Source organism: Pseudomonas sp. 9AZ (assembly GCF_902506525.1).
Classification (GTDB): Bacteria; Pseudomonadota; Gammaproteobacteria; order Pseudomonadales; family Pseudomonadaceae; genus Aquipseudomonas; species Aquipseudomonas peli.
Genome location: NZ_LR733840.1, coordinates 790226 through 815968, shown reverse-complemented (window position 1 = coordinate 815968; position 25743 = coordinate 790226). Strand labels below are relative to the sequence as shown.

The following is a 25743-nucleotide window of genomic DNA, read 5'->3' as shown; positions in this document are numbered from 1 at the left end:
CCATGGCTTCCCCAGATAAACAGCAGAAACGCGTCCAGCGGGCCAAAGCCAAGGCCAAGCAGAACCGTTCGGGCAAGGCTAAAGCCCATGTCGTACACCCGCTGCTGGCCAACCCGTTGATTAACGAGCCGTTCGATGATGTGGAAATCGACCTGAGCACCTTCGACTTCAAAGACATCGAAGAGAACGGTTTCGACCCTGCGCACTTCGACGACCTGTTCCAGGCGATGAAGGTCGGCGAAGGCATCAGCCTGTTGGCAATGTGCCTGATATTCCTGCAATACCCGGTGTTGGAGTTGGTAGTGGCGGAGGAAGCGGAAGAGGCTGCCACGGACTTTATGATGGGGCTGCTTATTGTTTATCGCGCGATTTTCCACGATGAAGATGAAGACACTGCAGTGGTTTGGATCGGCAGCGACGCCTTCCAGCATGCCTACAACGAAGCATCGATGATCCTGCAGAAGAAAAACGCTCGCGGCATTTATGGTGCCCGCACTTAGTCGCAAAGCGTGATTTGCTCACATCTGTGTGAGGCGTCTGCGTAGTGACATTGCGAGAACATCAATAAGCCACCACAGCAGCAGGCCAGGTAGTAGAGCGATTGCAAGCAGATGCAGGCGCCCGAGAAACAGGGCGATGAAAATCGCTGACTGCGTCCAGGTATTACCAAAGGCTTGGGCGAATACCACGCAGCTAAAATAGGCCGCAAGCACAGCCAGCAGAACAAAGCTGGCCGCTCGCAAACGACGATTTTTCAACACTCTGATGAGGGCGGCGTAGAGCAATATGCTGGGCAGCGAGAGCAGCAGGATTTCCAGCAGCGGGTAATCGACATCGATTAAAAATGGCCATTCCAGCGTGCGACGCGGCTCACCGGTGACGGCGCAGATAAACAGCCCAGCCACCAGGGGAATGCCCAGCGCCTGAATGGTTGCGAGGATAAAACTGAGAAAGCGTTGCATGTCTGGCAGTCCTTGCCGAATGAGCGGGCTCAGGCCTCGCCCTTGATCTCTTTGAGGTGTTTGTACACCGTTGCGCGGCCCATATTCAGCACGTTGGCCACGTAGTTGGCGGCGCTTTTGCCTTTGAAGGCGCCTTCGGCGTGCAGGGCTTCGACCAGCTCGCGTTTGTGCTCGCGGGTCAGCAGGTTGAGACCGAGCTGGCGCTGGCGTAGCCAGCTGTGCAGGAAGGTGTTGATGCGCTCCTGCCAGTCGTCGCGGAACAGCGCGTCGGGCTGCGGCACCAGTTTGCTGGAGGAAAGAAACAGATCCAGCGCCTGCTTGGCGGTCTCGAACAGCGAGATATTCAGGTTGATGCACAGCACCGCGATGGGCGTGCCGGTGGCGTCGCGTAGCACGCTGCTGACCGAGCGAATCTTCTGGCCGTCCCAGTTGAGCTTTTCATAAGGGCCGATGGTGCGTTCGTCGACGTCGCCACTGAGCATGTCTTCCAGCGCCGCGTCATCACCGATCACCCGTTTGGAGATGTTGTTGGCGATGTAGTCGACCTTCTGCGTGCGCAGGTCGTGCAACACCACTTCGGCGTGGGGGAAGAACAGCGTGGCGATGGCGTCGGCGATGGTGCGGTAGTTGTCCAGCTCGGGGGCGGGGCGGGGCGGCGTCATGCGGCTAACTCTTCGGGCTCAGGTGGCGTTGCGAGTGTGCCGCAAAGCGCCCGAGGCGTCATCCTCGGGCGCTGCGACTGATTATTTGAGTAGGCGGGCAGGGGAGAGCATGGCTTCCGTAAGGCCAAATTGGCGCAAGTGTTCGGGCAGCGATTCACCACGAGCCAGGGCGGCGCAGGCCATGCCCATGGCGGCTGAGGTCTGGATGCCGTAACCGCCTTGCGCGGCCACCCAGAAGAAGCCCGCCATCTGCGGGTCGAAGCCGCCGACCAGATCGCCATCGGCGACGAAGGAGCGTAGGCCAGCCCAGGTATGCGCCGGGCGGCGAATGCTCAGGCTGGTGTGCTCTTCGATCTGGTAGATGCCCAGGGCGATATCCAGCTCTTCCGGCTGTACATCGTGGGGCTCGACCGGGTCGGCGTTGGCTGGCGAGCCGAGCAGCAGGCCGGCATCGGGCTTGAAGTAGAAGGATTCGTCCAGACTGACTACGCAGGGCCAGGCATGGCAGTCGATGCCTTCCGGCCCGTTAAAGGTAAAGGCCGCACGACGTTTGGGGATTAAGCCGATGGGGGCCACACCCGCCAGAGCGGCGATCTGGTCGCACCAGCCGCCGGCGGCATTGATCAGCACCTTGGCGCGGTATTGCGCGCTGCCGCAGTCCACCAACCAGACATCGCCGTCGCGCTGGATGCGTAGCACTTCGCAGTGGCTGTGGATTTCCCCGCCCTGCTGGCGTATGCCGCGCAGGTAGCCCTGGTGCAGGGCGTCGGTGTCGATGTCGGCGGCGCTGGGGTCGAGCATGGCGGCCTGCACCTTGTCGCGGCGCAGCACCGGCACCAGGGCGCAGGCTTCGTCGGCGCTAAGCAGGCGCATTTCCGCCACGCTGGCTTTGCCGCTGTCGAACTGGCGTTGCAGCTCGGCGGCATCTCCGGCGAAGTCCACCACCAGCTCACCGCGCGGGGTCAGTAGCGGGTGCTCGGCAAAGCCGGCCGGCGGCGCGTCGTAGAACGCGCGGCTGGCGGCGGTCAGGGCGCGCACCTGCGGCGTGCCGTAGGCTACGGTGTAGAGCGCGGCGGAGCGGCCGGTGGAGTGATAGCCGGGCAGTTGCTCACGCTCCAGCAGGATGGTTTTGCCATGGGCGGCGAGAAAGTAGCCGGTGGACGCACCGGCTATACCGGCGCCGATGATCAGGTAGTCCGCCTGGTGCATCAGCAGGTCTCCTGCTTGAGCTGGTATAGCGCGTGGGCCAGGGCGACATCTTCCAGGCCCAGGCCGATGGAGCGGAAAAATACTGAGCGGCGATAGTCCGGGCGCACGGCCTTACCGCTGACGAGCCCAGCCAGATCACCCAGGATGTCGGCACTGCTCCAGCCCAGACGGCTGGCCAGGAGCATTTCCCCCGCGCTATCCGGGGTGGTAGCGCGGTAGTCGCAGTAGACATCCATATTCAGCAGACTGGCGGGCGTTACTTCATGGGCGCGCGGCGCGTTAGTGCTGATTGAGGTGATCAGCGCCGGTTTATCCAGCTCGACGGGATCGAGCAACGGTTTCGCCGATGAAGTGCAGAGCATCACCACATCGGCATCGCGAATGGCGTCTGCCTGGCTGGCGCACAGCTGGATGCGTGGGTCGAGTTGCTGCAGCTTGAGCAGCTGCGCGCCGGTTTTGCCGGCCAAACCTGGTGAGTAAAGGCGGATGCTCTGCCACTGTCGCAGCTGTTTGGCGTAATGCACATGGGCTTGCGCCACGGCGCCGCTGCCGATCACCGCCAGGCGGTTGGCTTCGGGCGTGGCAAGGGCATCCACGGCCACTGCGGTGGTGGCGGCGGTACGTGCGGTGGTCAGGCTGCCGGCATCGCACAGCAGCAGTGGCTGGCCGGTTTGCATCGACATCAGCAGGGTCCAGGCGGTAATCAGCGGGCCTTGCTCGCGGACGACATAGGGCGAGGTTTTCACCCCGTACACACCCGCTCCGGCGAGTACGCCCAGGTAGTTGATAAAGTCGCCAGCCCCGTTGGGGAACTCCACCAGCTGCTGCGCCGGCTGCACCGCATGACCGGCGGCCAGCTCGCGGAACATGGTGACCATGGCCTGGTGTACATCGACCTGGGCCAGCAGCTGTTCGGCAGCGGTTTTATCCAGCACATAAGGGGTGGTCGACATGGGCGGCTCCGTACGAATTAAACATTTAATTCCATTTTGGACTTTAGTGTATTAATCGACAAGCGCTGACGCGGCATCTTGATACGCGGTGGCGACGTTCAGTGTGCTTGGCGTAAACGCTTGCGAAACGCCCCAGGGCTTTCCCCGCAGAGTTGCTTGAACAGCTTGGCAAAGGTGGCGCGGTCGGCGTACCCGACCTGCTCGGCGATCTGCTCCAGCGACGCCGGGCTGCGCAGGGCGCGCTGCGCGGCGCTAATGCGCACGCGCTGCAGATAGTCGTTGGGCGTCAGCCCGGTGCTGGCCTTGAAGCGGCGCAACAGGGTGCGCGATGAGCAGTTGGCTTCAGCGGCCAGGCGGTTGAGGTCGATAGCTTCGCCGTGATGGCGGTGCAGCCACTGCAACACCGGTGCGAGCGGACAATCGCTGCTGGGCGGCGGCAGCAGCGGGGCGAAGCGTGATTGCTGACCGCGCTGGCTGTCGAACACCAGGGCATTGGCGACCTGTTGTGCCAGCGCGTCACCCGCATGCTGGCGGATCAGGTGCAGGCACAAATCGAGTCCGGCGTGTGCGCCGCCGGAGCTGAGCAACTGGCCGTCTTCGCAGACCAGTTGCTCGATCTGCAGCTTGACCTGCGGGAAGCGCTGGCGGAACTGGCTGGCAAGCGCCCAGTGGGTGGTGGCGCGGCGCCCGTCGAGTACACCGGCAGCGGCCAGCAGAAAGGCGCTGCTGCACAGACTGGCCAGTTGTTGGGTGGGTGCGCGTTGCGCCAGCCAGGGCAGCAGGGCGGCGTTATCGCTCAGGGTGGTATCGATGGCGCTGCCGCTGGCAGCGAGCAGAATCAGCTCGGCATCCTCGGCCAGGCTCAGGTCGCCATCGACCTGGATCTGCGCAAAGCCCAGATCAACCGCCTTCCCATCCAGACTGACGCGCTGCAACTCGAACAACCGTTGCTCGGCCAGGCGGTTGGCCAGGGCAAAGGCGTCCATGGCCATGCTCAGGCTGGAACACACAGTTTGCGGGCAGACGTACAAGGCGATTTTCAGCATGACGTGTTCAGGCTTGATGAAGGGTTGGCGATTATTGACACAAGTATGTCTTTTGCGCCAATCGCGCGGCGGCGATTTAACGACAATACTGCTCGCACGTTCCCTACCGGAGTTCGCCCCATGACCCACCCCAACGCCGAGCTGATCACCCGTTTCTACCAAGCCTTCCAGCAGCTGGATGCCGAAACCATGGCCAGTTGTTACAGCGAGGATGTGCAGTTCAGCGACCCGGTGTTTACCGACCTGCGCGGCGCGGCTGCCGGTGATATGTGGCGCATGCTCTGCGCCAAGGCTCAGGGCTTTTCTCTGACCTTTGATGGCGTGGCGGCGGATGATCACTCTGGCAAGGCGCGTTGGGTGGCTACTTACACCTTCAGCCAGACGGGCAATCAGGTGGTCAACCATATCGAGGCCAACTTCCGTTTTCGCGACGGCAAAATCAGCGAGCATCGCGATCACTTCGATCTGTGGCGCTGGGCAGGTCAGGCGCTGGGCGTTAAAGGTCAACTGCTGGGTTGGGCGCCGTTTGTGCAAAACGCCATTCGCCAGCAGGCGGGTAAAGGTTTGGCGGCGTTCCGGAAGAGCCGTTAAGCTCGGCGACCTTGCTTATTGCCTGCCGATTTAACTGATGCCTGACTCCTCTTCTGTGCCTGAAACACCTGCCGCTAAACCCTGGTTTGTCTACCTGGTGCGTGCGGCCAATGGTGCGCTGTACTGCGGCATCAGCGACGATCCGCACAAGCGTTTTGCCAAGCACCAAAGCGGTAAAGGTGCGCGTTTCTTCCACTCCAGTCCGGCGCAGGCACTGGTGTATATCGAGCCGTGCGCCGGCAAAGGTGATGCATTACGCCGTGAACGGGCGATCAAGGCCATGAGCAAGTTGGCCAAGGAAACCCTGGTGGCCGCCGTGCCTGTTATCGCCGTAGCTGATAACGCACCATCAGGCTAAGCGGGTAGGCTGCTTCGGCTTGCGCGGGTAAGCTGCTGGTTTACCTGACCCCTTGCGGAGCCTGCCATGCACGAGTTGATCCTGCACCATTACGATGCCTCACCGTTTGCCGAGAAGGCGCGCCTGATGCTGGGTTTCAAGCAGCTGTCCTGGCGCTCGGTGGATATTCCGCGAATCATGCCCAAGCCCGATTTAGTGGCGCTGACCGGTGGCTACCGCAAGACTCCTGTGCTGCAGCTGGGGGCCGATATCTACTGTGATACTGCACTGATTGCGCGTCGCCTGGACGCGGAGAAAGCAACCCCTGCGCTCTTCCCTGAGGGCCAGGAGTTCGTTACGGCGAGCTTTGCTCAGTGGGTCGACTCGCAGATTTTTCAGCATGCGGTGAGCCTGGTGTTTCAGCCAGAGTCGGTCGCGGTGCGTTTCGGCAAGCTGCCGCCTGAGGCGGTCAAGGCCTTTGTCGCCGACCGTGCCGGGCTGTTTAGTGGCGGTAGCGCCACGCGTGTACCGGTGGAGGTGGCCAAGCACAACTGGCCGTCGCTGATGGGGCGGGTTGAGCAGCAACTGGCGCGCGAGGCGGGCGACTTCCTGTTTGGTGAGCCGTCGATTGCGGACTTCTCCCTGGCCCATTGTCTGTGGTTCCTCAAAGGCACCCCAGTGACCGCGCCGCTGGTCGATGCCTATCCGAATGTCAGCGCCTGGCTCGGCCGCGTGCTGGGCTTCGGTCACGGTGCATCCAGTGCGCTGAGTGCAGAAGACGCTATCGCCATCGCCCGTGCGGCGACGCCGGCGGCTCTGCCGGACGAGCCGTTCGCGGAACCCAACGGCCTCACGGTCGGTCAGCGGGTGCAGATTGCCGCCACCGATTACGGTGTCGACCCGGTAGAGGGCGAGCTCGTGTTCGCCGGTGCTGAAGAACTGATCCTGCGCCGCGAGGATGATCGTGCCGGTACCGTGCATGTGCATTTCCCGCGGCTGGGCTTTGCCATCAAGGCGTTGTAAGAGCCTGCTTACGGTCTATTGCGCGCTGGCTTTTCAGTAGGCAGCGCGCATCGTCTGCGGATCGTAACCGTGAATCAGCGTGCCCTTGATATCCAGCAAGGGCACGCCGCGCCCACCCAAAGCCTTGAAGGTCGCCTGGCCGGCGGGGTCTTTCTCGATATCAATTTCCCGGTAGGCAATCTGATCCTGTGCCAGTTGCTCGCGGGTTTTCGCGCAGTAGCCGCACCATTGCGTGGCATACAACACCACTTCGCCTGGTCGATCAGCCAGCGGCGGTTGAAACCAGCGTTGCACCGTGTCCCAGTGTTGGAAGAGCGCCAGGGCGCTAAGCAGCAGAATGACTTTCTTCATGGGGCGTTCCTTTGCCTGCTTGTGTCGATGGTCTGGTGAACCGTGTGCTAGCTGCGCTGCAAGTCTTCCAGACTGAACGGCGGCGGGGTATCCGGCCAATCCAGTTTTAGCCGCTCCAGCTCGCGGGCCAGCAGGCTTGCCACCAGCCAGTCGCGCAGCCAGCGATGATCCGCCGGAATTACATACCAGGGTGCTGCGTCGCTGTGGCTGGCTGCAAGTTGCTCGGCCCAGCGCTGTTGGCGCAGGTCAAATTCGCGGTAGGACTGCAGGTCGCTGCTGTGCAGTTTCCAGCGTTTATGCGGTTGTTCAACACGCTCCTGCAGGCGACGCTTTTGTTCATCTCTGGATAGCTGCAAAAAGCATTTCAGCGGTTGAATCGACTGGCTGATCAGCTGCGCCTCGAAGGCGTGAATCGCCAGTTGGCGCGCGGGGAGTTCGGCGGCGCTGCACAGGCCATCCAGCGGATCGCTGATCAGCCCTTCGTAGTAACTGCGGTTGAATACCCCGAGCAGGCCCAGCCCCGGCAAACGCCGTTGATAGCGCCAGAGAAAGTCATGGCGCTGTTCGCAGGCATCGGGCTTCTGAAAACTGTGGATGCGCAGACCCTGGGGATCGAAGCTGCTGATCACCCGGCGAATCACGCCATCCTTACCGGAGCAATCGGTGCCTTGCAGGATCAGCAGCAGGGCATGACGCCGGTTGGCCCAGAGCATGCGCTGTTGCTGGTTGAGCCAGGGGCGCAGTTCTGCCAGAGCCAGTTTGGCCGTTTGCTTATCCAGGCCGAAATCGCGCGCCGGGTCCTGGGCAAAAGGCGCTGCCGGGTCACAGCGGCAGGCATCCAGCAGGCTATCCGGCAGGCGGCTCATGCTTAGTTTTTACGGCGCTTAAGCTGATCGGTCAGCTGCGTCGGCAGGTTACGGATCACCAGGGTGTCAGTGCTTTCGTCGTACTCGATCTTCGAGCCGAGCAGGTGTGCCTCGAAGCTGATCGACAGGCCTTCTGCACGCCCGGTAAAGCGCTGAAACTGGCTGAGGGTGCGTTTGTCCGCCGGAAATTCCGGGGCCATGCCGTAATCCTTGTTGCGTATATGGTCAAAGAAGGCCTTGGGCCGTTCTTCGTCGATCAGTCCGGATAGCTCATCGAGGGTGATAGGCTCGCCTTGTTTGGCCTGGTTCGCCGCATAGCTGACCAAGGTCTTGGTCTTCTCGCGGGCCTGTTCTTCCGGCAGGTCTTCACTTTCCACGAAGTCACTGAAGGCTTTCAGCAGGGTGCGTGTTTCGCCCGGGCCGTCGACGCCTTCCTGGCAGCCGATAAAGTCGCGGAAGTACTCCGAGACCTTCTTGCCGTTCTTGCCCTTGATAAAGGAGATGTACTGCTTGGAGTTGGCGTTGTTGCGCCACTCGGAGATGTTGATGCGCGCCGCTAGGTGCAGCTGGCTCAGGTCCAGGTGCTTGGCGGCGGTCACGTCCAACGCCTCGTTCACCGCCACGCCTTCACTGTGGTGCAGCAGGGCGATCGACAGGTAGTCGGTCATGCCTTGCTGATAATGAGCGAACAGCACATGGCCGCCGGTGGACAGGTTGGATTCTTCCATTAGCTTCTGCAGCTGCTCGACCGCCTGACGGCTGAATGCGGCAAAGTCCTGACCTTCGTCGAGGTAGTGCTTCAACCAGCCGCTGAACGGATAGGCACCGGACTCCTCGTGGAAAAACCCCCAGGCCTTGCCCTGCTTGGCGTTATAGCTCTCGTTGAGGTCGGCGAGCATGTTTTCGATGGCTTGCGAGGCGGCCAGCTCGGTGTCGCGAGCATGCAGCACGGCGGGAGTGCCATCAGGCTTTTTGTCGATCAGGTGAACGATGCAGTGGCGGATCGGCATAGCGGCCTCGTGGTGCGTAAACGGAAAGCGCGCATCTTACCCGACCAGCTGCTTGGCAGTCGTGCGCTGCTGCAGTGCATGCAGGCGTTCGATCATGTAGCGCAGGTGCATATGCAACTGGTACAGCTCGCTGGAGTAGGACAGCGGTACTTCAATCCGCGCCAATTCATCCTCCAGGCGTTCCAAGCGGAGGATCTCAGCATCCAGGTCGCTGGGCAGTTTGCCTTTGTAGAGCTGCTGGTCGATCTCGCGCAGGTGTTTGTACCAGCGGTAGATGCGCGCGCGGATGCGCCACTGGTAGATCGGGCCGATGGCCTTGAACAGCGGGAACAACAGCACCAACAGTGGAATTGCCAGGATGATGTAGCGGTCAGCCAGGGAGGCAATACGGAACGGCAGATAGCGCTGCAGGATGGGCAGGCCTTTGTCGTAGTAGTACTCGGCTTCGTTCAGGGTATTGAGTGATAGCGGCGGTTTGGCCGGATAGCTGCCGGCCGGGTCGAGCAGGCTGCCATTCTTCAGCACAGTTTTCGCCGCTTCGAGGATCAGCGGGGTGAGTGACGGGTGGAATTCCTCGCCGGCGACCAGCGTGGCGACCGGGCCCAGGGTCACGATGTCTCGGTCTGGTGTGTTGTGCTGCATATCGAGCATGCCTTCGCCCACCTGCAACTGACTTAAGTAGGGCAGGCGTGCTAGGTAGGCTTCGGTGCGGCGCAAGCTGACCAGGCGTACTTTGGGCTCCGCAGCCAGGCGCTGGATCAAGGCATTTTCGGCGGGGCCCACGAAGAAGGCCGCGTCCAGTTCGCCCGCTATCAGCGCATCAGCGGCCTTGCTGCCGCCCATTTGTTGCCAGCGCTGTGGGTACTGTGGCGGCTCGATGCGGTTGGCGGCAAAAAGTGCCGCGGTTACTGCCTGGGTACCACTGTTGGCGGAGCCGATGGCCAGGCGCAGCTTGATCAGATCGCTCAGGCGTTCGAATTTGACTGTGTCGCCGAGAAACAGCCACAGCGGTTCGCGGTACATCACGCCCAGGCCATTGAGGGTGCTGCGCGCCTCGTCGCTAAGGGTCAGTTCCTGGCCGCTCTGGACCATGGCCAGTTCCACGTCGCCGCGACCCAGTTTGCCCAGATTGTCTGCAGAGCCCGCGCTCTCTACCAGTTCCAGGCTGAAACCCTGCAGCGCCAGTTCGTCCCGCAGCCGCTCGCCAAATGCATGGTAGCCACCGCCCACTGCGCCGGTCGCCATGCGGGCATGCATGGGCGGTGGTGGGGCAACAAAGTAGAAGAGGGCACCGACCAAGGCGGCCACTACGGGCACGATCCACAGGTTGGTCAACAACATAATCTTTAGGTCGCGCAGGATTCTTCGCATTGCAGTTCCTTGGCCTTGCTCTGAGTGCGTAAAGGTTAACCGTCCGGCGTCTTTTTCGCCTGTTGCCCTTGTACACGTGCGTCGTGCGGGCTGTGCCTGGCGCTCGATTTAGAGCGGAAACGAAGCGTCAGACAGCTTTATAAGCTTCTGGAATGCGTTTTTCAGGGTTTCTCTATAGCGAATTCGTCTTTGTGGGCGATGATAGCACTGTGATATCAATATTTTGACGTCAATAAAACGAACAACAACCGACCGTTGCTCCACGACGGTTTAACCTGTTCCGCGGTCTTTCAGGGATGCTCTTCCGTGGCTTCGCTCTAACCCGGCTGTTGCGGGTTGAACGTAGGAAGGTGGCCTATGCCCCGAACCCTGCTTTATGTGGCAGTAGCCCTGCTTGCCTCAGGTGCCACGCTTGCATTTTTACTGCACGAGCCTTCAACGGCCAACGTCGCTGTTACGCCTTCTGCCCCGTTGCCTTCTGCCCTGGCTGCTGCGGCGCCGTCCACTGGTTTGCTGCCGTCCAAGCCGTTCAGTGCACCGTCGGTTGCTGCTGCGGGTGTGGTCGCGAGCACGCCAGTTAAAGACGTATCGGTACAAGCGGCTGCACCGGCTGACAACGTGATTGAGCTCTGGGACAGCCGTTCGCTGGTGCCTGAGCAGCAAGACGAAATGACCCTCTACCGCACCAACATGCCGGTTTCTGCCCTTGGCACCCTGGCCGTGGGCAAAACCCTGCAGCTGGCCGTGCCGGGGCGCAAAGAACCGCTACGCGCCACGCTGGACGAGACCCACAACACCGGTGTCGCCGTTTGGAGCGGGTCGGTGCAAGGGGGGCAGCCGGAAGACTCGCTGACCGTCGTGCGCGGGCAACTGGAGACCCACATCACCCTGGCGACCAGCGATAAGACCCTGTCGTTTGTGGTGGACAACGCCACCGGCAGCACGCTGATTACCGACCAGAACGAGCTGCTGCTGCGTGCCACCCCGGACGCCCTCGTGACCCCTGAATCCACGCCGTTGCAGCCACTCCCACCGCCAACCCGCGGCTGAGTGCTACAGGATTAGACATCATGAAAAAATTATTCGTCTGCCTGGCCATGCTCTTGCTGGCCCCGTTGACTCAAGCTGCCACCGAACCGCGCACCGTCGATCTGCTGGTGCTCTACACCAAAGAGGCGCAAGCCCTGCCTAATGGGCGTGACATTGACGCACGCATCGCCAGCTACATCGAATTTGCCAACAACGCGTTCAAGAAAAGCAACGTCAACCTGCGTCTGCGCTTGGTCAACCGGCAACTGCTGAACTGGGCCAGCTACCCGACCATATCTGGCAAAGATTTGTCTGCGTTCGCCGCCGACCCGCGGGTACAACAACTGCGTGAAACCTACGGCGCCGACGTGGTGCAACTGATCAGCCGTACCCAAGTAGGCCAGGGCTATGGGGTGTGCGGCATTGGTTACGTGCTCTCCGGTCCGAAGAACAGCGGCACGTTCCAGAATGGCGCCTGGGCCAGTGCCTACGGCATCACCGGCGTGGATTGCAGCCTGAGCACCATGGCTCATGAGATTGGCCACAACCTGGGACTGCGTCATTCCTACGAGCAAGACCAGACCGAGGGTTACTACACCTACCTAGCCCGTGGCATTCACCAAGGCACCTATGAGTGGGGCCGCGGCTATGGCGTGCAGGGTCGTTTCGCGACCATCATGGCCTACCCGCAGGCGTTTAACGCGTCGGTGCAGGCGCCGTTGTTTTCCACCCCAGCCCTGGCTGACAGTACCTGTGCCAACCAGGCGTGTGGCCGTGCCAGCTATGCTGACGCCGCTCGCGCGCTAAATGACATGGCCGCACACATCGCCGCACTGCGTCCGACAAAAGTGCCCGAAACGGTCAACCCCACCAGCACGCCGACCAAACCTACTACGCCGACCACGCCCACTAAACCAACCACACCGATCCCGCCCGTAGCACCGCCGGTAACGGCTTGGTGCGCCAAGCCCGCCCTCACGAGCTTGGTAACCAACGGTGAGTTCCGCACCCTGGATGGTTGGAAAACCTTACTTAACGTGGCCAAGCTGAGCCAACTTAACGTCGGTAAAACCTGCCGTGACGACGCGTTGCAATTCGACCTACCGGCTGGTCGTGACGATATGCTCGCCACCTCTGTCGGCGCGCTCAAGGTGGGCGCCACCTACCGGTTGAAAGCCAAGGTCATGCTCAAGGGCACCAACGTGCGCGGTAACGTGTACTTAGGCATGGTCCATGAGGAAAACGCCGGTATCAGCTACAGCAGCGCCAACGGCGCGATCAAGTCGGTGACCAGCAGCGAGTTCACGCCCATCGACATGACCTTTATCTACCAGCCGCCACCCACCGTCATTCGTAACACCTACCTGGGCCTGTTAAGCGTCAACCGTTTGGGTGTGCTGCTGGACGAAGTTCAGCTCAGCGAAGTGACGCCCACCTCCGCGGTCAAGCCAGTTACGCCAGCGGCATTCAGTTGGCCGTTCGACAGCGCGATCGGTGAGTGGACTGGCTTCTACGGCAGCAATCGGCTCACCGCGCTGGCGAAGACCGGCAAGTCGCTGGAGGTCTATGCGCGTAAGGCCGATGGCACTGGCGCTAGCCTGTTGCTAGCCGGCAAGGTGCAGCCAGGTTTGTCGTATCGCTTTAGCGCTGACGTGATGGTGAGCCGCACCGCCAGCGTCGCTGCGCTGTCCTATGCCTACCTCTACCTTGAAGACACGTCCGGCAAAGCTCGTACGCTGTCACTCGGTGTGGTGAATACCAAGGGCGGCGTTTGGAGCAAGTTGCAGCAGAGCTTCCAGGTGCCGGCCGGCGCTTATCGGCGCATGGAACTGCTGGTGCTTGGTACCCGCCCAGACCAATCGCTGTACCTGGATAACATCAGCCTTAACCGGCTCTAGCCGAAAAAAACTGGCGCCCGTGGTTGGGGCGCCAGTTTTTTTGCCTGACGTTAATGCGCCGAAGAGGGTGAGGTCGGCGTACGACGGCTGCGAATACAGTCCAGCGCCGCCAAGGCCAGCAGCAGGCCCATGGCATACCAGGCGTCGTTACCCAGGGCGATCATCACCAGGGCACAGAGCAGCGCGCTAAACGCCGCCACCCACCGCCACAGCCCTTTTAACAGCACCCAACCAGCGGCCATGCTTAACAGATAAATCAGCACAAAGTTGCCATTGGCGTAGCGGATGAGTTGGTCCACCGACAGTTGCATCACCGCTGCCAAGCTGGCGCACAGGGCGCAGATCACCACCACCAGCAACAAGGCGCGAGCCGGCACACCGTGATGGTTGCGTTGGGCCAGCGGGCGCGGCAATTTGCCTTCATCGGCCAGGCTCCAGATCAACCGCGCAAAGCCCTGCACATAGACATTCATCGAAGCAAAGCAGGCCAAGTAGCCGATCAGCGCACTAAGCCAGCGGGCCTTGGCGCCGAACAGTTGGTCGAGCATACGCGGCAGGGACGCAGCATCGGTCTGCACATCGCCGTAGGCATGAAAACTCAACACCGCCACCGAAAAGGCCCAGTACACCAGGCCTGCCAGCAGCACACCCAACAGCAGCGCCAGTGGGAAGTCGCGTTCAGGGTTCTTGAATTCCTCGCCCATATGGGTAAAGGCTTCGATGCCGACAAAACACCAGAACATCACCCCCAGCGCGACGGGCAACAGATGCCAGGAACCACTCAGTTCCGGCAGCAAAGGTTGATTGGCGTGGGGCAAATCACCGGCCCACCAGATCAACCCCACCATGGCAATAATCGCCAAGGCAATCGCCCCCTGCACCATGCCCGAGGCCTTTGCCGGACGTTGGCCGAGGAGCAACATCGCCCCCAGCGTGGCGAGCTGAATCAGCAGCGCTTCACCGCGGCCGATGGCAAACAAGGCCTGGAAAAAACCGGTGGAAATATTCAGCGCTGCCGGCAAACCCACCGGCAACACCGCAAGAAACAGTAGGGCGCTGATACGCTCCATCCGCGACCCAAAGGCGCGGCCAATCAAATGCGGCGCGCCGCCAGCATGGGGAAAGTGCCGACCCAGCTGAGCGAAGGTAAACGCCACTGGCAGCACCAGAGCGATCAGCAGCATCCAGGCCCATAACGACGCCTCGCCGGCAGCAGTGGCGGCCAGCGCCGGGATCACAAAAATCCCGGTGCCCAGCAGTGAAGTACTTAGCAGGCCAATCCCTTGCAGCAGGCCCAATTCCGGGTTCAGACGACTCATGTTGTATGCTCTGCGGTTTCGTTAGCCATGTTAAATCGCCCGTCTGTTACAGGCTGCTGGCGAAGCGTCGGCTTTAACCGACGATCTGGCGCATTTGGCCGTCAAATTGCCTTTTCCGAGAGCCCCGCGTGGACAAGTTCGATCAGCAGATACTCGCCCTGTTACGCGCCGATGCGCGTTTGCCCGTCAGCCAGATCGCCCGCGAGGTCAACCTGTCGCGTTCGGCGGTCAGCGAGCGCATTCGTCAGTTGGAACACAGCGGCGTGATCAGCGGCTATCAGGCCCAGGTGACGGTGCCGGGCGCTGCTGGGATCAAGGCCTATCTGGAGCTGTTCTATCAGGGAGGGCGCTGCGAGCACTATGTCGAGCTGATGCGCGTATACCCGGAAGTGCGCCGTTGCAGTGGCATCAGCGGTGAGACCGATATGCTGGTGTCCATCGAAGCCGCGTCGATGCAGCGCCTGAGCGAGATTCGCGGCGAGATCGAAAACTTCCCCGGTATGCAGAAAGTGAAGACCCATATGGTGGTCAAGGACTGGCAGTTTTGACTCAGCCCATACGCATTTTGCACACCTCCGACTGGCACCTCGGCCAGCACTTTATGGGCAAGACCCGCCAGGCCGAGCATCAGGCGTTCTGCGCCTGGCTGATCGAACAGGTACGGGAGCAGGCGGTCGATGCCGTGCTTATTGCCGGCGATATCTTCGACACCGGCGCGCCGCCCAGCTACGCCCGCGAACAGTACAACCGCTTTATCGTCGAACTGCGTGGCACCGGCTGCGAGCTGGTGGTGCTCGGCGGTAACCATGATTCGGTGGCCATGCTCGGCGAGAGCAAGACGCTGCTGGCGCAGCTCGGTACGCGGGTGATTCCCGGCGTCTGCGAGCAGATGGATGAACAGCTGCTGGTGCTGCATCGGCGCGACGGTTCGCCCGGTGCGATCCTCTGTGGCATTCCCTTTATTCGTCCGCGCGATGTATTGCTTAGCCAGGCCGGGCAGAGTGCGCAGGACAAGCAGCAGTCGTTGCAACAGGCGATCCAGCAGCACTACCAGGATCTCTATGTCTTGGCCGAGGCCAAGCGTGCCGAGCTTGGTGTAGACCTGCCGATTATTGCCACGGGGCATCTCACTACTGTGGGTGCCAGTGCCAGCGATTCGGTGCGCGAGATTTATGTCGGCAGCCTGGAGGCCTTTCCCACCAGCGCCTTTCCGCCCGCGGCCTATATCGCCCTGGGGCATATCCACCGCCCGCAGAAGGTCGGTGGCCTGGAGCATATCCGCTACTGCGGTTCGCCTATTGCGCTGAGCTTCGATGAAGCCAAACAGCAGAAAGAGGTGCTGCTGGTGGAGCTGGATAGCAGTGGCTTGCGCCAGATCACCGCGCTGCCTGTGCCGCGTTTTCAGCCGCTGCTGTCCTTACGCGGCTCGCTAAAAGAGCTGGACGGGCAGATCAAGCAAGCGGCGGAGCAGGGCAGTGTCGAGCTGCCGGTATGGCTGGAAGTGCTGGTCGGTACCGACGATTACCTGAGTGATTTGCAGCTGCGTATCGCCGCCCTATGCGACGGCCTTCCGGTGGAGGTGCTGCGCATTCGCCGCGAGCGCGGTAATGCCAGCGCGAGCTTGCAGGGCCAGGCCAAGGAAACCCTGGATGAGCTAAGCGTTGATGATGTATTCGCCCAACGTCTAAGCAGCGAAAGCCTGGACGAAACCGAGCAGCAGCGCCTGCTGGGGCTGTATCAGCAAGTGGTAAGCGAGCTGCGCGAGGGCGAGGTATGAAGATCCTTAGCCTGCGCCTGAAAAACCTCAATTCGCTCAAAGGCGAGTGGAAGATCGACTTTACCGCCGAGCCGTTTAAGGACAACGGCCTGTTTGCGATCACCGGCCCGACCGGCGCGGGCAAGACCACGCTGCTCGACGCCATCTGCCTGGCGCTGTACCACCGCACGCCGCGTATGAGCACGGTGTCGGCCAGCGCCAATGAACTGATGAGTCGGCACACCGCCGACTGCCTGGCCGAGGTCGAATTCGAGGTCAAAGGCGTCGCCTACCGCGCGTTCTGGAGCCAGCGCCGCGCCCGCGATAAAGCCGATGGTGCGCTGCAGGCACCCAAGGTGGAACTGGCTGATGCCAGCGGGCAGATCATCACCGACAAGATCAACGAGAAGCTGCGTGAGACCGAGCGTCTCACGGGTCTCGATTTCGAGCGCTTTACCAAATCCATGCTGCTGGCTCAGGGCGGTTTCGCCGCCTTTCTCGAAGCCAATGCCAACCAGCGTGCCGAGCTGCTGGAAGAGCTGACCGGCACCGACATTTATGGGCAGATTTCTCAGCGGGTGTTCGAGCAGTGCCGCGAGGTCAAGTTTGCCCTCGACCAGCTGCGCGCCCGTGCCGATGGTGTCGAGCTGCTAAGTGAAGAGCAGCGCGCCGAGTTGCAAGCGCAGTCCAAACAACTGGCTATTGATGAAGCCGCACTTGGCGCCCAGCATGGCGAGTTGCAGCGCCAGCGCCGCTGGTGCGAGGAGCTGAGCAAGACCCAGGCTCAGTTGCACGCCAGCCAGCAGGCCGAGCAGGCGGCGCAACATGAGTTACAACAGGCCCAGCCGCAGCTGGCGCAACTGGCCGCCAGCGAGCCTGCGTTGCGTTTGCAACCGTTGCACCATGACTGGCAGCAGGCCCGCCAAAACCTGGCGCAGACAGAGCAGGGCTTGCAGCAGAATGCCGCTGAGCAGCGCCAGGTTGAGCAGGCGATTGCCGAGCACAGTTGGCAGGCCCGCGAACTTAGCGCCTTGCTGCTTGCCGATTGCCAGGCGCAGCGTCAGCAGCTGGCCGAACGCCTGCAGCTGGTGCAGCAACAACTGGCCGCGCAGCCGCAGCATGGCCGTCTGGGTGAGCAGCTGGGCAGTTGGGGCGAGCAGCTTAAGGTACGCGAGCAACAGATTGAGGAAATCGCCCAGCTGCAACTGAGCCAGCAGCAACTGCAAGAAACTATCACCGCGTCGCAGACGCAACTGAACCAGCAAACTGAACAACTTGGCGCCGAACAGCTTCGTCTGCAGCAGGCCCGCGAGCAGGAAAGCGCCGCGCAGCAGCAACGCGATGAGCTATTGGTTGGGCGCAGCGAACTGGCCTTGCGTGAGCGCTGGCAGCAGCTGCATATCCAGGGCGGTGTGCTGACCCAACTGGGCGAGTTGGCCACGGCCCAACAGCGCCTGGCGGTTGAGCAGAACCAGCTGACAACCGCCCTGATTAGCTTGCGTGAGCAGCATCAAACCAAGAACGCCGAAGTGGCGCAGCTGCGTCTGAGCTACAAGGACTTGCAGCAGCAGGTGCAGGCCCAGGAAAAACTGCTGGAGCAGGAACAGCGCATTCAGGCCCTGGAAGCCCATCGCGCCCAGCTGCAACCCGGTGAGGCCTGCCCGCTGTGTGGCTCTGAGTCTCACCCGGCGATCAGCGCCTACCAGGCCCTGGATGTTTCGGCGACCAAGGCGCTGCTCAATAACAAACGCACTGAGCTGGAAGCCCTGACTGAACAAGGTCGGCAACTGACTGGCGAGCTGGAAAAGCTCGCCGCGCGCCTGGAGCAGCAAGAGCAGCAGTTCGAGCGTGGCCAGCAGACCCAGGCCGAGCAGAGTGAGCGCTGGCAGGCGCTTAATGCTCAGCTGGAAACCCCGCTGACCGATGCCATTGCCCTGGCTGAGCAACAGGCGCAACAGCGCATTGAGCTGCAACAGTTGCAGCAGAGCCTCGAGCAGCTGCAACAGCTCAATAGCCGCCTCGAACAGTGCCAGCAGGCACGGCTGGTTCTGCAGCAATTGTGCAGCCAGCTGGAACAGCAGCAGGCGCTCAACCGCCTGCAACTGCAGCAGCGCCAGGAGCAGAACGAGCAAGGCCAGCTGCGTCTGCAGCAACTGTTGCAGGTTGCCAGCGAGCGTAGCGCCAGCCTAAGCCAAGCTTTGGCCGAGTTCGACTATCAGCTGCCGGACGACGCCAGCGCCTGGCTGGCTGAGCGTCAGGCCGAGTGGCAGCGCTGGCAGCACAATCAGCAGCAGTGCCTGGATTTACAGCGCGAGTTAAGCGAGCTGGATCATGGGCTACAAAACGCAGCTCAGCTTGCCCGGCTCTGGCAGCAACGCTGGGATGTATTGGGCCTGGCCGATCAACCGGCTTTGGCCAAGCCCGCCGATGCGCAGGCGGCTTTGCAGCAGGCGCAGATGCAACTGGAAGAGGCGCAGCGCCGCCAGCAGCAGCTTTCCGGTAGCCGTCAGGCCCTGGCCAGCCGTCTGCAGGATGATCAGGCGCGCCTGCAACAGACCGAGCAGCTGTGGACGGCCGCTCTGGTTGCCAGCCCTTATAATGCCGAAGCCGATTATCTGGCCGCCTTGCTGGATGAGGCGCAGCGTGCCGCGTTGCAGCAATTGCGTCAGCGTCTGGAGAAGGCCTTGAACGATGCTCAGGCCTTGGTCCGTGCCGCCACGCAGCAATTGGCCGCCCTACAAGCTAGCCCGGCCACCGCGCTTAGCCTGGCGCAGTTGGATGAGCAGCTGCTTGCTCTGAACGTCCAGCTAAAAGCCCTAAGCGAACGCCAGGGCGAAATCCGCGCTCAGCTGCAAGGTGACGACGCCCGAAGGCAAGGCCAGCAAAGCCTGTTTGCCGAGATCCAAGCCAAGCAGGGTGAATACGACTTATGGCAGCAACTTAACAGCCTGATCGGCTCGGCCGATGGCGCCAAGTACCGCAAGTTCGCCCAGGGACTGACCCTGGATCATCTGGTCTACCTGGCCAATCAGCAGCTCGAACGCCTGCACGGCCGCTACCAGTTGGCGCGGCGCAGCAGCGGAGAACTGGAGCTGGAGGTGATCGACACCTGGCAGGCCGATGCGGCGCGCGACACCAAAACCTTGTCCGGCGGCGAGAGCTTTCTGGTCAGCTTGGCCTTGGCCCTGGCGCTATCTGATCTGGTCAGCCATAAAACCAGCATCGACTCACTGTTTCTCGATGAAGGCTTCGGCACCCTGGACGGGGAAACCCTGGAGTTGGCGCTGGATGCGCTGGATAACCTCAACGCCAGCGGCAAGATGATTGGCGTAATCAGTCATGTCGAGGCGCTCAAGGAGCGCATCCCAGTGCAGCTGAAAGTGCACAAGGGCGTCGGCATGGGCTACAGCGGCCTGGATAAGCGCTTTGCGGTGAGTGTTCGAGACAATTGATCTGCGCCAGCGTTGCTTGGGCTATGCCTACCTATACTGAAAAACAGCGCGCAGGAAGCCGCACCCATTATCAGGAAACGACGCTTTCCACTGTCTCGGAGCATTGCACTTGGCCAAGCTGTTGATCTACCTGCTGTGCTGCTGTTGCCTGGTTTTTGATGCCCACGCGGCCCCACGTTCGGCCGAGGCTTTGACCCTCTGTTATGAAGACAAGAACTCTTACCCCTGGGTGATGGCCGACGGCCGCGGGCTCAATCTGCAGCTGCTGCGCCTGGTTGCCGATGCCTTGCCAGTGCAGTTCAGCTTTGTTGCCGTACCCTGGAAACGCTGCCTGTCCGGGCTTGCTCAAGGTACTTATGACGGCGCTTTTGCCTCCAGCTTTAAGGAGGAGCGTTTGCTTCTCGGTCGCTACCCACAGGATGCCGAGGGCCGGCTGGATGAACGCAAGCGACTGCACACCTCGATCTATGCCCTGTACCGACGCAAAGACAGTCTGGTGAGCTGGGATGGTGAAGAGTTTCGCCAACTGCATGGGCGGGTGGGGGCTTTGAGCGGCTTTTCGGTTGCCGATTTTATTCGCGCTCAGGGCGCCGAGGTGGACGAAACCAGCCGTGATCCCCTGGCGCTGTTGCAGATGCTCAGCCTTAAACGCATCGAAGCGGCGGCGCTACAGAGCCTGCGTGGCGACTTTGTGCTGCAGAGCAATCCTGAGCTGGCAGCGCTGCTGGAGAAGGTCAAACTGCCGCTGGAAGAGAAGGCCTACTACCTGATGCTGTCCAACGCCTATGTGGCGGATAACCCCGCGTATGCCGCGCGTATCTGGGATGAAATTGAGCGTCAGCGCGAGTCGGTGACGTATCGGCAGCAGGTGCGGGATTTTCTGGCACGCTCTCAGCCCTGAGTCGGTTAATGCTTGGAGCCTGTCAAGGGCAGGTGCATGATCGTGCTTCGCCTCAATGAGTATTGCTGCATGGCCAAGCCTCCCGCCGCTCCACCGTCTGCCTCTGCGCTTGGGCGCTTTCTGACCTTGGCCGGTACGGCCACACGTATCGGCGGTAGCGTATTGGGACAACGGTTGCGTCCAGGGCGCAGCGCGATTGATTGGCAGCCGGTGGGCGATCTGCTCACCGATGTCCTGGGTGAGATGAAAGGCCCGGTGCTGAAGCTGGGGCAAATGGCTTCGCAGTGGCAGGGTGTGTTGCCTGAGCCGGTGGCCAAGGCGCTGGCCTCGCTGCAGAACCGCGTACCGGCCTTGCCCTTCAGCGCACTTCGCGGGCACCTGCAGCAGGTGTATGGCGCGGACCTCGGGCAGTTCTTCCAGCAGATTGATGAGCAGCCTTTCGCCGCTGCGTCCCTTGGCCAGGTGCATCGCGCTATCGCGGCGGATGGTCGGGCGCTGGTGCTCAAGGTGCAATACCCAGGCATCGCCGAGATCTGCCAGGCGGATCTGCGCCAGCTGCGCCGCTTATTGCCGCTGGGGCGTCTGTTCCGCGCGCCGGCCGCGCAGCTGGAAGGGCTGTATCAAGAGCTGACCGCCGTGATTGAGGCCGAGCTGGATTACCCAGCGGAGATGCGCCGCTTGCAGGGTTTTCGCGCGCATTTCGCCGATTGGCCTGGCTTGCGTCTGCCGCAGCCGCAGGAAGACCTGTGCCGGCCCGGCGTGCTGGCGCTCAGCGAGGAAGCGGGCTTGCCGTTTGCCGAAGTCAGCCAGGCCAGTGCCGACGTGCGCGAGCGCCTGGCCCTGACGCTGGTGCGTTGGTTGAGTGCTCAAGCCTTTGAGCTGGGCCTGCTGCATGCTGATCCGCATCCGGGTAATTTCGCCTACACCGCCGCCGGTGAGCTGGTGGTGTATGACTTCGGCTGTGTGCAGGCACTGTCCGCGCCCTTGCTGGCGGCCTATGTACAAACCTACAAGGCACTGCAGGCCCGCGACGGCGAGCAGCTGGAAAAGGCCTTCCAGGCGCTCGGTACACGCCAGCCGCAATCCACCACACCCTATGGCTTGTACCGCCAGCTGCATGGCTTGCTCGGGCCGCTGTTGCAACCTGGCGTGCACTGGGACTTTGCCGCCACGCCGTTGCATGAACAGGTGCAACGGCTGTTACCCGATGTGCTGGGTGCGTTGGGCAGCCTGCAACCGGCACCGGCCACCTTGCTGGTCAATCGCACGTTGGAAGGGCATTACTGGAACCTCAGCCGCCTCGGCGTGGCGCTGCCGGTGGCCGATCTGTTGCAGGTACAGCTGGCTGGGCGTTAGCGCATGGTCTTGACGGGTACGGCTTGGCCATTTTCGATACGGGTCAGAAAGACCGCGCTGGAGCCCTGATGCTGACTGCGCGAGAACGCCACCTTGAAGCCGCCCAGGTCCGTTTCGAGGTGTTCCAGCGCATCGAGAAACGTCTCGCGTGTAGGCTCAGTACCGGCTTTGCGCAACGCCTGAGTAAACACCGCCGCGCCGATATAGCCCTCCAGCGAGGCATGGTCAAAATCGCCGGGTTGCATATCGGCCTGATAGGCGCGCACCAGCGCCAGCGAGCGGTCGTCAGGTGAGGGCACTACCTGGGATATATACACCCCATCACCATCACTGCCGATCTCACGGATAAACCCCTCGGTGCCGATAAACGACACGCTGATAAAGCGTGTATTGAAGCCCAGCGCTTTCGCCTGTTTGATCGAGGCCGCCAGTTGCCTGTAAGTGCCGACAAAGAACACCGCTTCCGGCCGGGTGCGCTGCAAGGCCTGGATGGCAGCAGTCACGTCCAGCGAATTGCGCTGGATGCGCGCTTGCGCATGAATCTTCAGCTCGCGCTTGAGCAGGGCGCCATTAAGGCCGCCCTTGACCGATTCACCGAAGGAGTCGTCCTGCATCAGGATGGCGATCTTGCTCAGCTTGAGGTCCTGGGTCATGCGCTCGACCAGATGCTCGGTTTCCTCGATATAGGACGCGCGAATATTGAACACCCCAGGTCTTGCCGGTGTGCGCAGAAACTCGGCGCCGGTAAAGGGGAACAGGTAAGGCACTTGCGCCCGCAGCGCCAGCGGCACGGCGGCGCGTGAGGTGGGCGTGCCGACATAGCCGAGCAGGGCGAACACCTGCTGGGTTTTCAGCAGGCTGCGGGTGTGTGCGGCGGTCTGGCTGGGCTCGTAGCCATCGTCGCGGCTGAGCAGGGTGATGCGCCGGCCATGCACACCGCCTTCGGCGTTGACGCGCTTGAAGTAGGCCTGAGCGCCATTGAGCATGCCCAACCCCAGGGCTGCCGCCGGGCCGCTCTGCGCATTGACCATGCCGATCCGCACTTCATCCGTGCTCAGGCCTGGCTCCGCTGCGCTGGCAAAACCCGGTATCAGCAGGCAGCTGATCACCAGGCCACGCAGCAGCTGTCGAGAGGTCATCGATACGCTCCTTGCCCTGATTGCAGGCGACTGCAGGACCTGCTCGTCCATTTCTTCTTGTTCTGGCTGTGCATGTGATCCTCTAAAACACTCTAGTCAGTTGTGCATAAAAGACCGGTTTTTACTCATTTGTGGGTGATGCTGACGGCTCCAGCTGGTACTTGCCTTGCTGTAGATCATCGAAATAACGCTGGTAACGGCCGCTGTCACGGTAAAGCTGCAGGCGCTTATTAAAGCGTTCGAGCAGCGCCGGGCTACTTTTCAGGCTTTTCGGCAGCATCAGGTAGCTGAGGTTGACCAGCAATGGTTTGGGGTGATGGGTGATCTTGGCCTGATCTTCCGCGCTGAAGTGGCTGCGCAGGGCGGCGTAACCGACGTTCATCTCCTGCGGGTAGAGCACCACACGCTCCTTGAGCAGTTTTTCGAAGTTCTGCTGGTCGCTGGAGACGCGCTCCATCTTCACCTTGTTCTCGGCGAGAAAGGCATCGAACTGCGGGCCATAACTGTATTCCAGGCCGCCGCCGAGGGTCATGCCTGTGAGATCATCAAAGCGCTGCCAGTCAAAGGGCAGGCTTTTCAGGTGAAAGAACACGAATTGCTCGTCGAGCAATGGCGCGCTGAAGAGAAAGTCAGCCTCGCGCTCGGCTTTGTGCATCCACACCGCGCTGGCGTCAAAGCGGCCCGCCGCAGCTGATGAATAAGCGCGTGGCCAGGGCAGAAATTGAAAGGTGACGCGATAGCCTTCATCGGCCAGCAGGTCACTGATCAGGTGGGCGATCACCCCGTTGTGTCGTAACTCGCTGGACAGATAAGGCGGCCAGTCGCCGACGCTGATCTTCAGTTCTGGCTGTTCGCTGGCTTGCGCGGGCAGCCCCAGCAACAGACAGAACCCGACGAACAGGTTTTTCCACTTCATCAAAGCCCCTTAGTGACTACCGGGAATATCGCCAACACGTGTTAATGACCTAGTAATACCACTGCGCAGGCGCAGATAAAACGCCATTAATGTTTCATTAAAACGTCATCGCGCGGGTGAAGACTGCTGCGGATTTGTTCAATCCCCATGTCTCTGCATAAGGATAGTTGCTGTGCTGCGAATCCCTACACTTTGCGCGCTTTTTGCCCTGGCTCCGTTGGCCTCTGCCCTTGAGCTTAAACCCCTGGCGCTGTACGAGAGCGGCTTTGCGGCCGGCACTGAAATTGTCAGCGCGCAGGCCTCGAGCATGCGCGTGATTGTGTCCAATAGTGCCGAAGGCTTGGTCGATGTGCTGCAGCTGGACCCGGCCAAGGGTCTCAATCGCATTGCCCGGCATAACCTGGTGGCAGCCGGTACGGGGGAAATCACCTCGGCGATTTTCCACCCCAGCGAAGACCTGTTTGCCGTGTGCATCCGCAACAGCGATGGCCTGAAAAACGGTCGCGTCGAGTTGCGCTCGGTGGCTGATGGCAAGCTACTCAATACCGTTGAAATTGGCATCTGGCCTGACAGCCTGGCGTTTTCGCCCAAGGGCGACTTCATCGTGGTGGCCAACGAAGGCGAAGGCTATGTGCGTGACGGTGAGGGTTTCCGCAGCGGTGAAGGCTCAATCAGCCTGATCGACCTGCGTGGCGGCGTGGCGGCGGCCAAGCACAGCCTGATCACCCTGCCGGACCTGAAAGGTGTCGAGGGCGCGACCCAGGATGAGCACAAGCGTCTGGTGGAACGGGTGATCGACGGCGAAGAGTTGAAAGTGCCGTTCGGCACCAGCCCTGAGCATATCGAACCGGAATACGTGACCTTCAGCCCGGACGGCGCGCGTGCCTACGTCAGCCTGCAAGAGAACAACGCGATTGCTGTGGTGGATGTGCTGCAAGGCAAGCTGGACAAAGTGTTTGGCCTGGGCACTGTGCGTCATGCCGCGGACATCGTCGATGACGGCAAGTACGCCCCGGCAGCCGAGCTGTTTGCTCTGCGCGAACCCGATGCCCTGGCGGTGAGCGCCGATGGCCGTTACCTGGTCAGCGCTGATGAAGGTGATACCGACCCGAAAATCGCCAAAACCAAGGCTGGCTTGCCTAGCGGTGGCGGTCGCACGGTCAGTGTGTTCGATGCCATGAGCGGCAAGTTGCTCGGTGATACCGGCAGCCAGCTCGACGATATGGCCGCCCAGGCCGGTGTTTACCCGGATGCGCGCAGCCCCAACAAAGGCAGCGAGCCGGAAGGTGTGGTGAGTTTCGATGCCTTCGGCAAACGTCTGGCGGTGGCAACCCTGGAGCGTGCCGATGCCCTGGCCCTGATCGACCTGGACCAGGCCGAGCAACCCAAAGTGCTGCAGGTCGTAGGTGCCGGTGAAGGCGCCGGCTCCGGCAACCTGGCGCCGGAAGGTTTGGCTCATGTTGAGCGTGAGGGTCGGCATTTCCTGGTCACTGGCCTGGAGAAGAGCGGCAACGTGGCGGTGTTCGAGCTGCTCAAGTAATACGCCTGTTCCGGCCAGGCGCGCTGTCTGCGCCTGGCCGAGTCTCAAACAAGCCG

The 25743-nt window shown here is 61.5% G+C and carries 24 protein-coding genes; 12 read left to right on the top strand and 12 right to left on the bottom strand.

The genetic code is table 11. The features are described from left to right. The first annotated feature begins 2 nt into the window (after positions 1–2). Entirely contained in the window at positions 3–500 is a 498-nt protein-coding gene (locus ALTER154_RS03970; protein ID WP_160085342.1) for a hypothetical protein, read from the top strand. Positions 501–518: 18 nt separating this feature from the next. Here the strand turns inward: ALTER154_RS03970 and ALTER154_RS03965 are convergent, their stop codons facing one another. The 5 genes from ALTER154_RS03965 to ALTER154_RS03945 form a co-directional block, all read right to left on the bottom strand. Then, positions 519–962: a hypothetical protein gene (locus ALTER154_RS03965; RefSeq protein WP_160085341.1), complete on the bottom strand. Its 444-nt coding sequence runs from the start codon at positions 960–962 to the stop codon at positions 519–521. A gap of 29 nt (positions 963–991) precedes the next feature. Continuing rightward, positions 992–1624 (bottom strand): transcriptional regulator, encoded by a 633-nt coding sequence (locus tag ALTER154_RS03960; RefSeq protein ID WP_160085340.1) that lies wholly within the window; start codon positions 1622–1624, stop codon positions 992–994. Between the two features lie 81 nt (positions 1625–1705). Continuing rightward, entirely contained in the window at positions 1706–2833 is a 1128-nt protein-coding gene (locus ALTER154_RS03955) for an FAD-binding oxidoreductase (protein WP_160085339.1), read from the bottom strand. Then, entirely contained in the window at positions 2833–3786 is a 954-nt protein-coding gene (locus tag ALTER154_RS03950; protein ID WP_160085338.1) for an ornithine cyclodeaminase family protein, read from the bottom strand. The genes ALTER154_RS03955 and ALTER154_RS03950 overlap by 1 nt, the downstream gene beginning before the upstream one ends. A gap of 98 nt (positions 3787–3884) precedes the next feature. Further along, the gene (locus ALTER154_RS03945) at positions 3885–4832 is read right to left on the bottom strand and encodes a GlxA family transcriptional regulator (RefSeq protein ID WP_160085337.1); all 948 of its coding nucleotides are present in this window, start codon (positions 4830–4832) and stop codon (positions 3885–3887) included. 120 nt (positions 4833–4952) lie between these two features. Between ALTER154_RS03945 and ALTER154_RS03940 the strand changes: the two genes are divergently transcribed. The 3 genes from ALTER154_RS03940 to ALTER154_RS03930 all read left to right on the top strand — a co-directional run bounded on the left by ALTER154_RS03940 (position 4953) and on the right by ALTER154_RS03930 (position 6783). Beyond that, positions 4953–5423: a nuclear transport factor 2 family protein gene (locus ALTER154_RS03940; RefSeq protein WP_160085336.1), complete on the top strand. Its 471-nt coding sequence runs from the start codon at positions 4953–4955 to the stop codon at positions 5421–5423. A gap of 37 nt (positions 5424–5460) precedes the next feature. Then, complete coding sequence (locus ALTER154_RS03935; protein WP_160085335.1) at positions 5461–5781, top strand: GIY-YIG nuclease family protein; 321 nt, start codon at positions 5461–5463, stop codon at positions 5779–5781. A 66-nt stretch (positions 5782–5847) separates the two neighbouring features. Further along, the gene (locus ALTER154_RS03930; RefSeq protein WP_160085334.1) at positions 5848–6783 is read left to right on the top strand and encodes a glutathione S-transferase family protein; all 936 of its coding nucleotides are present in this window, start codon (positions 5848–5850) and stop codon (positions 6781–6783) included. A 33-nt stretch (positions 6784–6816) separates the two neighbouring features. Here the strand turns inward: ALTER154_RS03930 and ALTER154_RS03925 are convergent, their stop codons facing one another. The 4 genes from ALTER154_RS03925 to ALTER154_RS03910 are packed head-to-tail and all read right to left on the bottom strand — an operon-like array spanning position 6817 to position 10381. Continuing rightward, positions 6817–7134 carry a glutaredoxin domain-containing protein gene (locus ALTER154_RS03925; protein WP_160085333.1) on the bottom strand — a complete coding sequence of 106 codons (318 nt, stop codon included), beginning with the start codon at positions 7132–7134 and terminating at the stop codon, positions 6817–6819. 47 nt (positions 7135–7181) lie between these two features. Then, positions 7182–8000 carry a polyphosphate kinase 2 family protein gene (locus ALTER154_RS03920; protein ID WP_160085332.1) on the bottom strand — a complete coding sequence of 273 codons (819 nt, stop codon included), beginning with the start codon at positions 7998–8000 and terminating at the stop codon, positions 7182–7184. 2 nt (positions 8001–8002) lie between these two features. Then, positions 8003–9010 carry a nucleoid-associated protein YejK gene (gene yejK / locus ALTER154_RS03915; RefSeq protein ID WP_160085331.1) on the bottom strand — a complete coding sequence of 336 codons (1008 nt, stop codon included), beginning with the start codon at positions 9008–9010 and terminating at the stop codon, positions 8003–8005. A 36-nt stretch (positions 9011–9046) separates the two neighbouring features. Beyond that, entirely contained in the window at positions 9047–10381 is a 1335-nt protein-coding gene (locus tag ALTER154_RS03910; protein ID WP_160085330.1) for a TAXI family TRAP transporter solute-binding subunit, read from the bottom strand. Positions 10382–10738: 357 nt separating this feature from the next. Between ALTER154_RS03910 and ALTER154_RS03905 the strand changes: the two genes are divergently transcribed. Continuing rightward, positions 10739–11431 carry a hypothetical protein gene (locus ALTER154_RS03905; RefSeq protein WP_160085329.1) on the top strand — a complete coding sequence of 231 codons (693 nt, stop codon included), beginning with the start codon at positions 10739–10741 and terminating at the stop codon, positions 11429–11431. A gap of 20 nt (positions 11432–11451) precedes the next feature. Then, positions 11452–13308, top strand: coding sequence for a zinc-dependent metalloprotease family protein (locus ALTER154_RS03900; protein WP_160085328.1), 1857 nt, complete (start codon positions 11452–11454; stop codon positions 13306–13308). A gap of 50 nt (positions 13309–13358) precedes the next feature. On the opposite strand, the gene yjeH is transcribed toward ALTER154_RS03900, so the two are convergent. Next, positions 13359–14627, bottom strand: coding sequence for an L-methionine/branched-chain amino acid transporter (gene yjeH, locus ALTER154_RS03895; RefSeq protein ID WP_160085327.1), 1269 nt, complete (start codon positions 14625–14627; stop codon positions 13359–13361). Positions 14628–14755: 128 nt separating this feature from the next. On the opposite strand from yjeH, the gene ALTER154_RS03890 reads away from it, so the two are divergent. From ALTER154_RS03890 to ALTER154_RS03870, 5 genes are all read left to right on the top strand, one after another. Next, positions 14756–15175, top strand: a complete 420-nt coding sequence (locus ALTER154_RS03890; RefSeq protein ID WP_160085326.1) for an Lrp/AsnC family transcriptional regulator — start codon at positions 14756–14758, stop codon at positions 15173–15175. 8 nt (positions 15176–15183) lie between these two features. Beyond that, positions 15184–16404: an exonuclease subunit SbcD gene (gene sbcD, locus ALTER154_RS03885; protein WP_160090005.1), complete on the top strand. Its 1221-nt coding sequence runs from the start codon at positions 15184–15186 to the stop codon at positions 16402–16404. Next, on the top strand, positions 16401–19835 hold the full coding sequence (locus tag ALTER154_RS03880) for an SbcC/MukB-like Walker B domain-containing protein (protein ID WP_160085325.1): 3435 nt from the start codon (positions 16401–16403) through the stop codon (positions 19833–19835). The genes sbcD and ALTER154_RS03880 overlap by 4 nt, the downstream gene beginning before the upstream one ends. A 109-nt stretch (positions 19836–19944) precedes the next feature. Next, positions 19945–20736, top strand: coding sequence for an ABC transporter substrate-binding protein (locus ALTER154_RS03875; protein WP_176600615.1), 792 nt, complete (start codon positions 19945–19947; stop codon positions 20734–20736). 69 nt (positions 20737–20805) lie between these two features. After that, a complete protein-coding gene (locus ALTER154_RS03870) occupies positions 20806–22092 on the top strand; it encodes an AarF/ABC1/UbiB kinase family protein (protein ID WP_160085324.1) in 1287 nt (428 codons plus the stop codon). On the opposite strand, the gene ALTER154_RS03865 is transcribed toward ALTER154_RS03870, so the two are convergent. Together ALTER154_RS03865 and ALTER154_RS03860 are read right to left on the bottom strand one after the other, a co-directional pair. Then, entirely contained in the window at positions 22089–23231 is a 1143-nt protein-coding gene (locus ALTER154_RS03865) for an ABC transporter substrate-binding protein (RefSeq protein WP_160085323.1), read from the bottom strand. The genes ALTER154_RS03870 and ALTER154_RS03865 overlap by 4 nt on opposite strands. 121 nt (positions 23232–23352) lie before the next feature. Then, the gene (locus ALTER154_RS03860; protein WP_160085322.1) at positions 23353–24147 is read right to left on the bottom strand and encodes an ABC transporter substrate-binding protein; all 795 of its coding nucleotides are present in this window, start codon (positions 24145–24147) and stop codon (positions 23353–23355) included. A gap of 172 nt (positions 24148–24319) precedes the next feature. Here ALTER154_RS03860 and ALTER154_RS03855 point away from each other — a divergent pair, with 172 nt between their 5' ends. Continuing rightward, positions 24320–25687, top strand: a complete 1368-nt coding sequence (locus tag ALTER154_RS03855) for a hypothetical protein (RefSeq protein WP_160085321.1) — start codon at positions 24320–24322, stop codon at positions 25685–25687. Positions 25688–25743 lie beyond the last annotated feature (56 nt).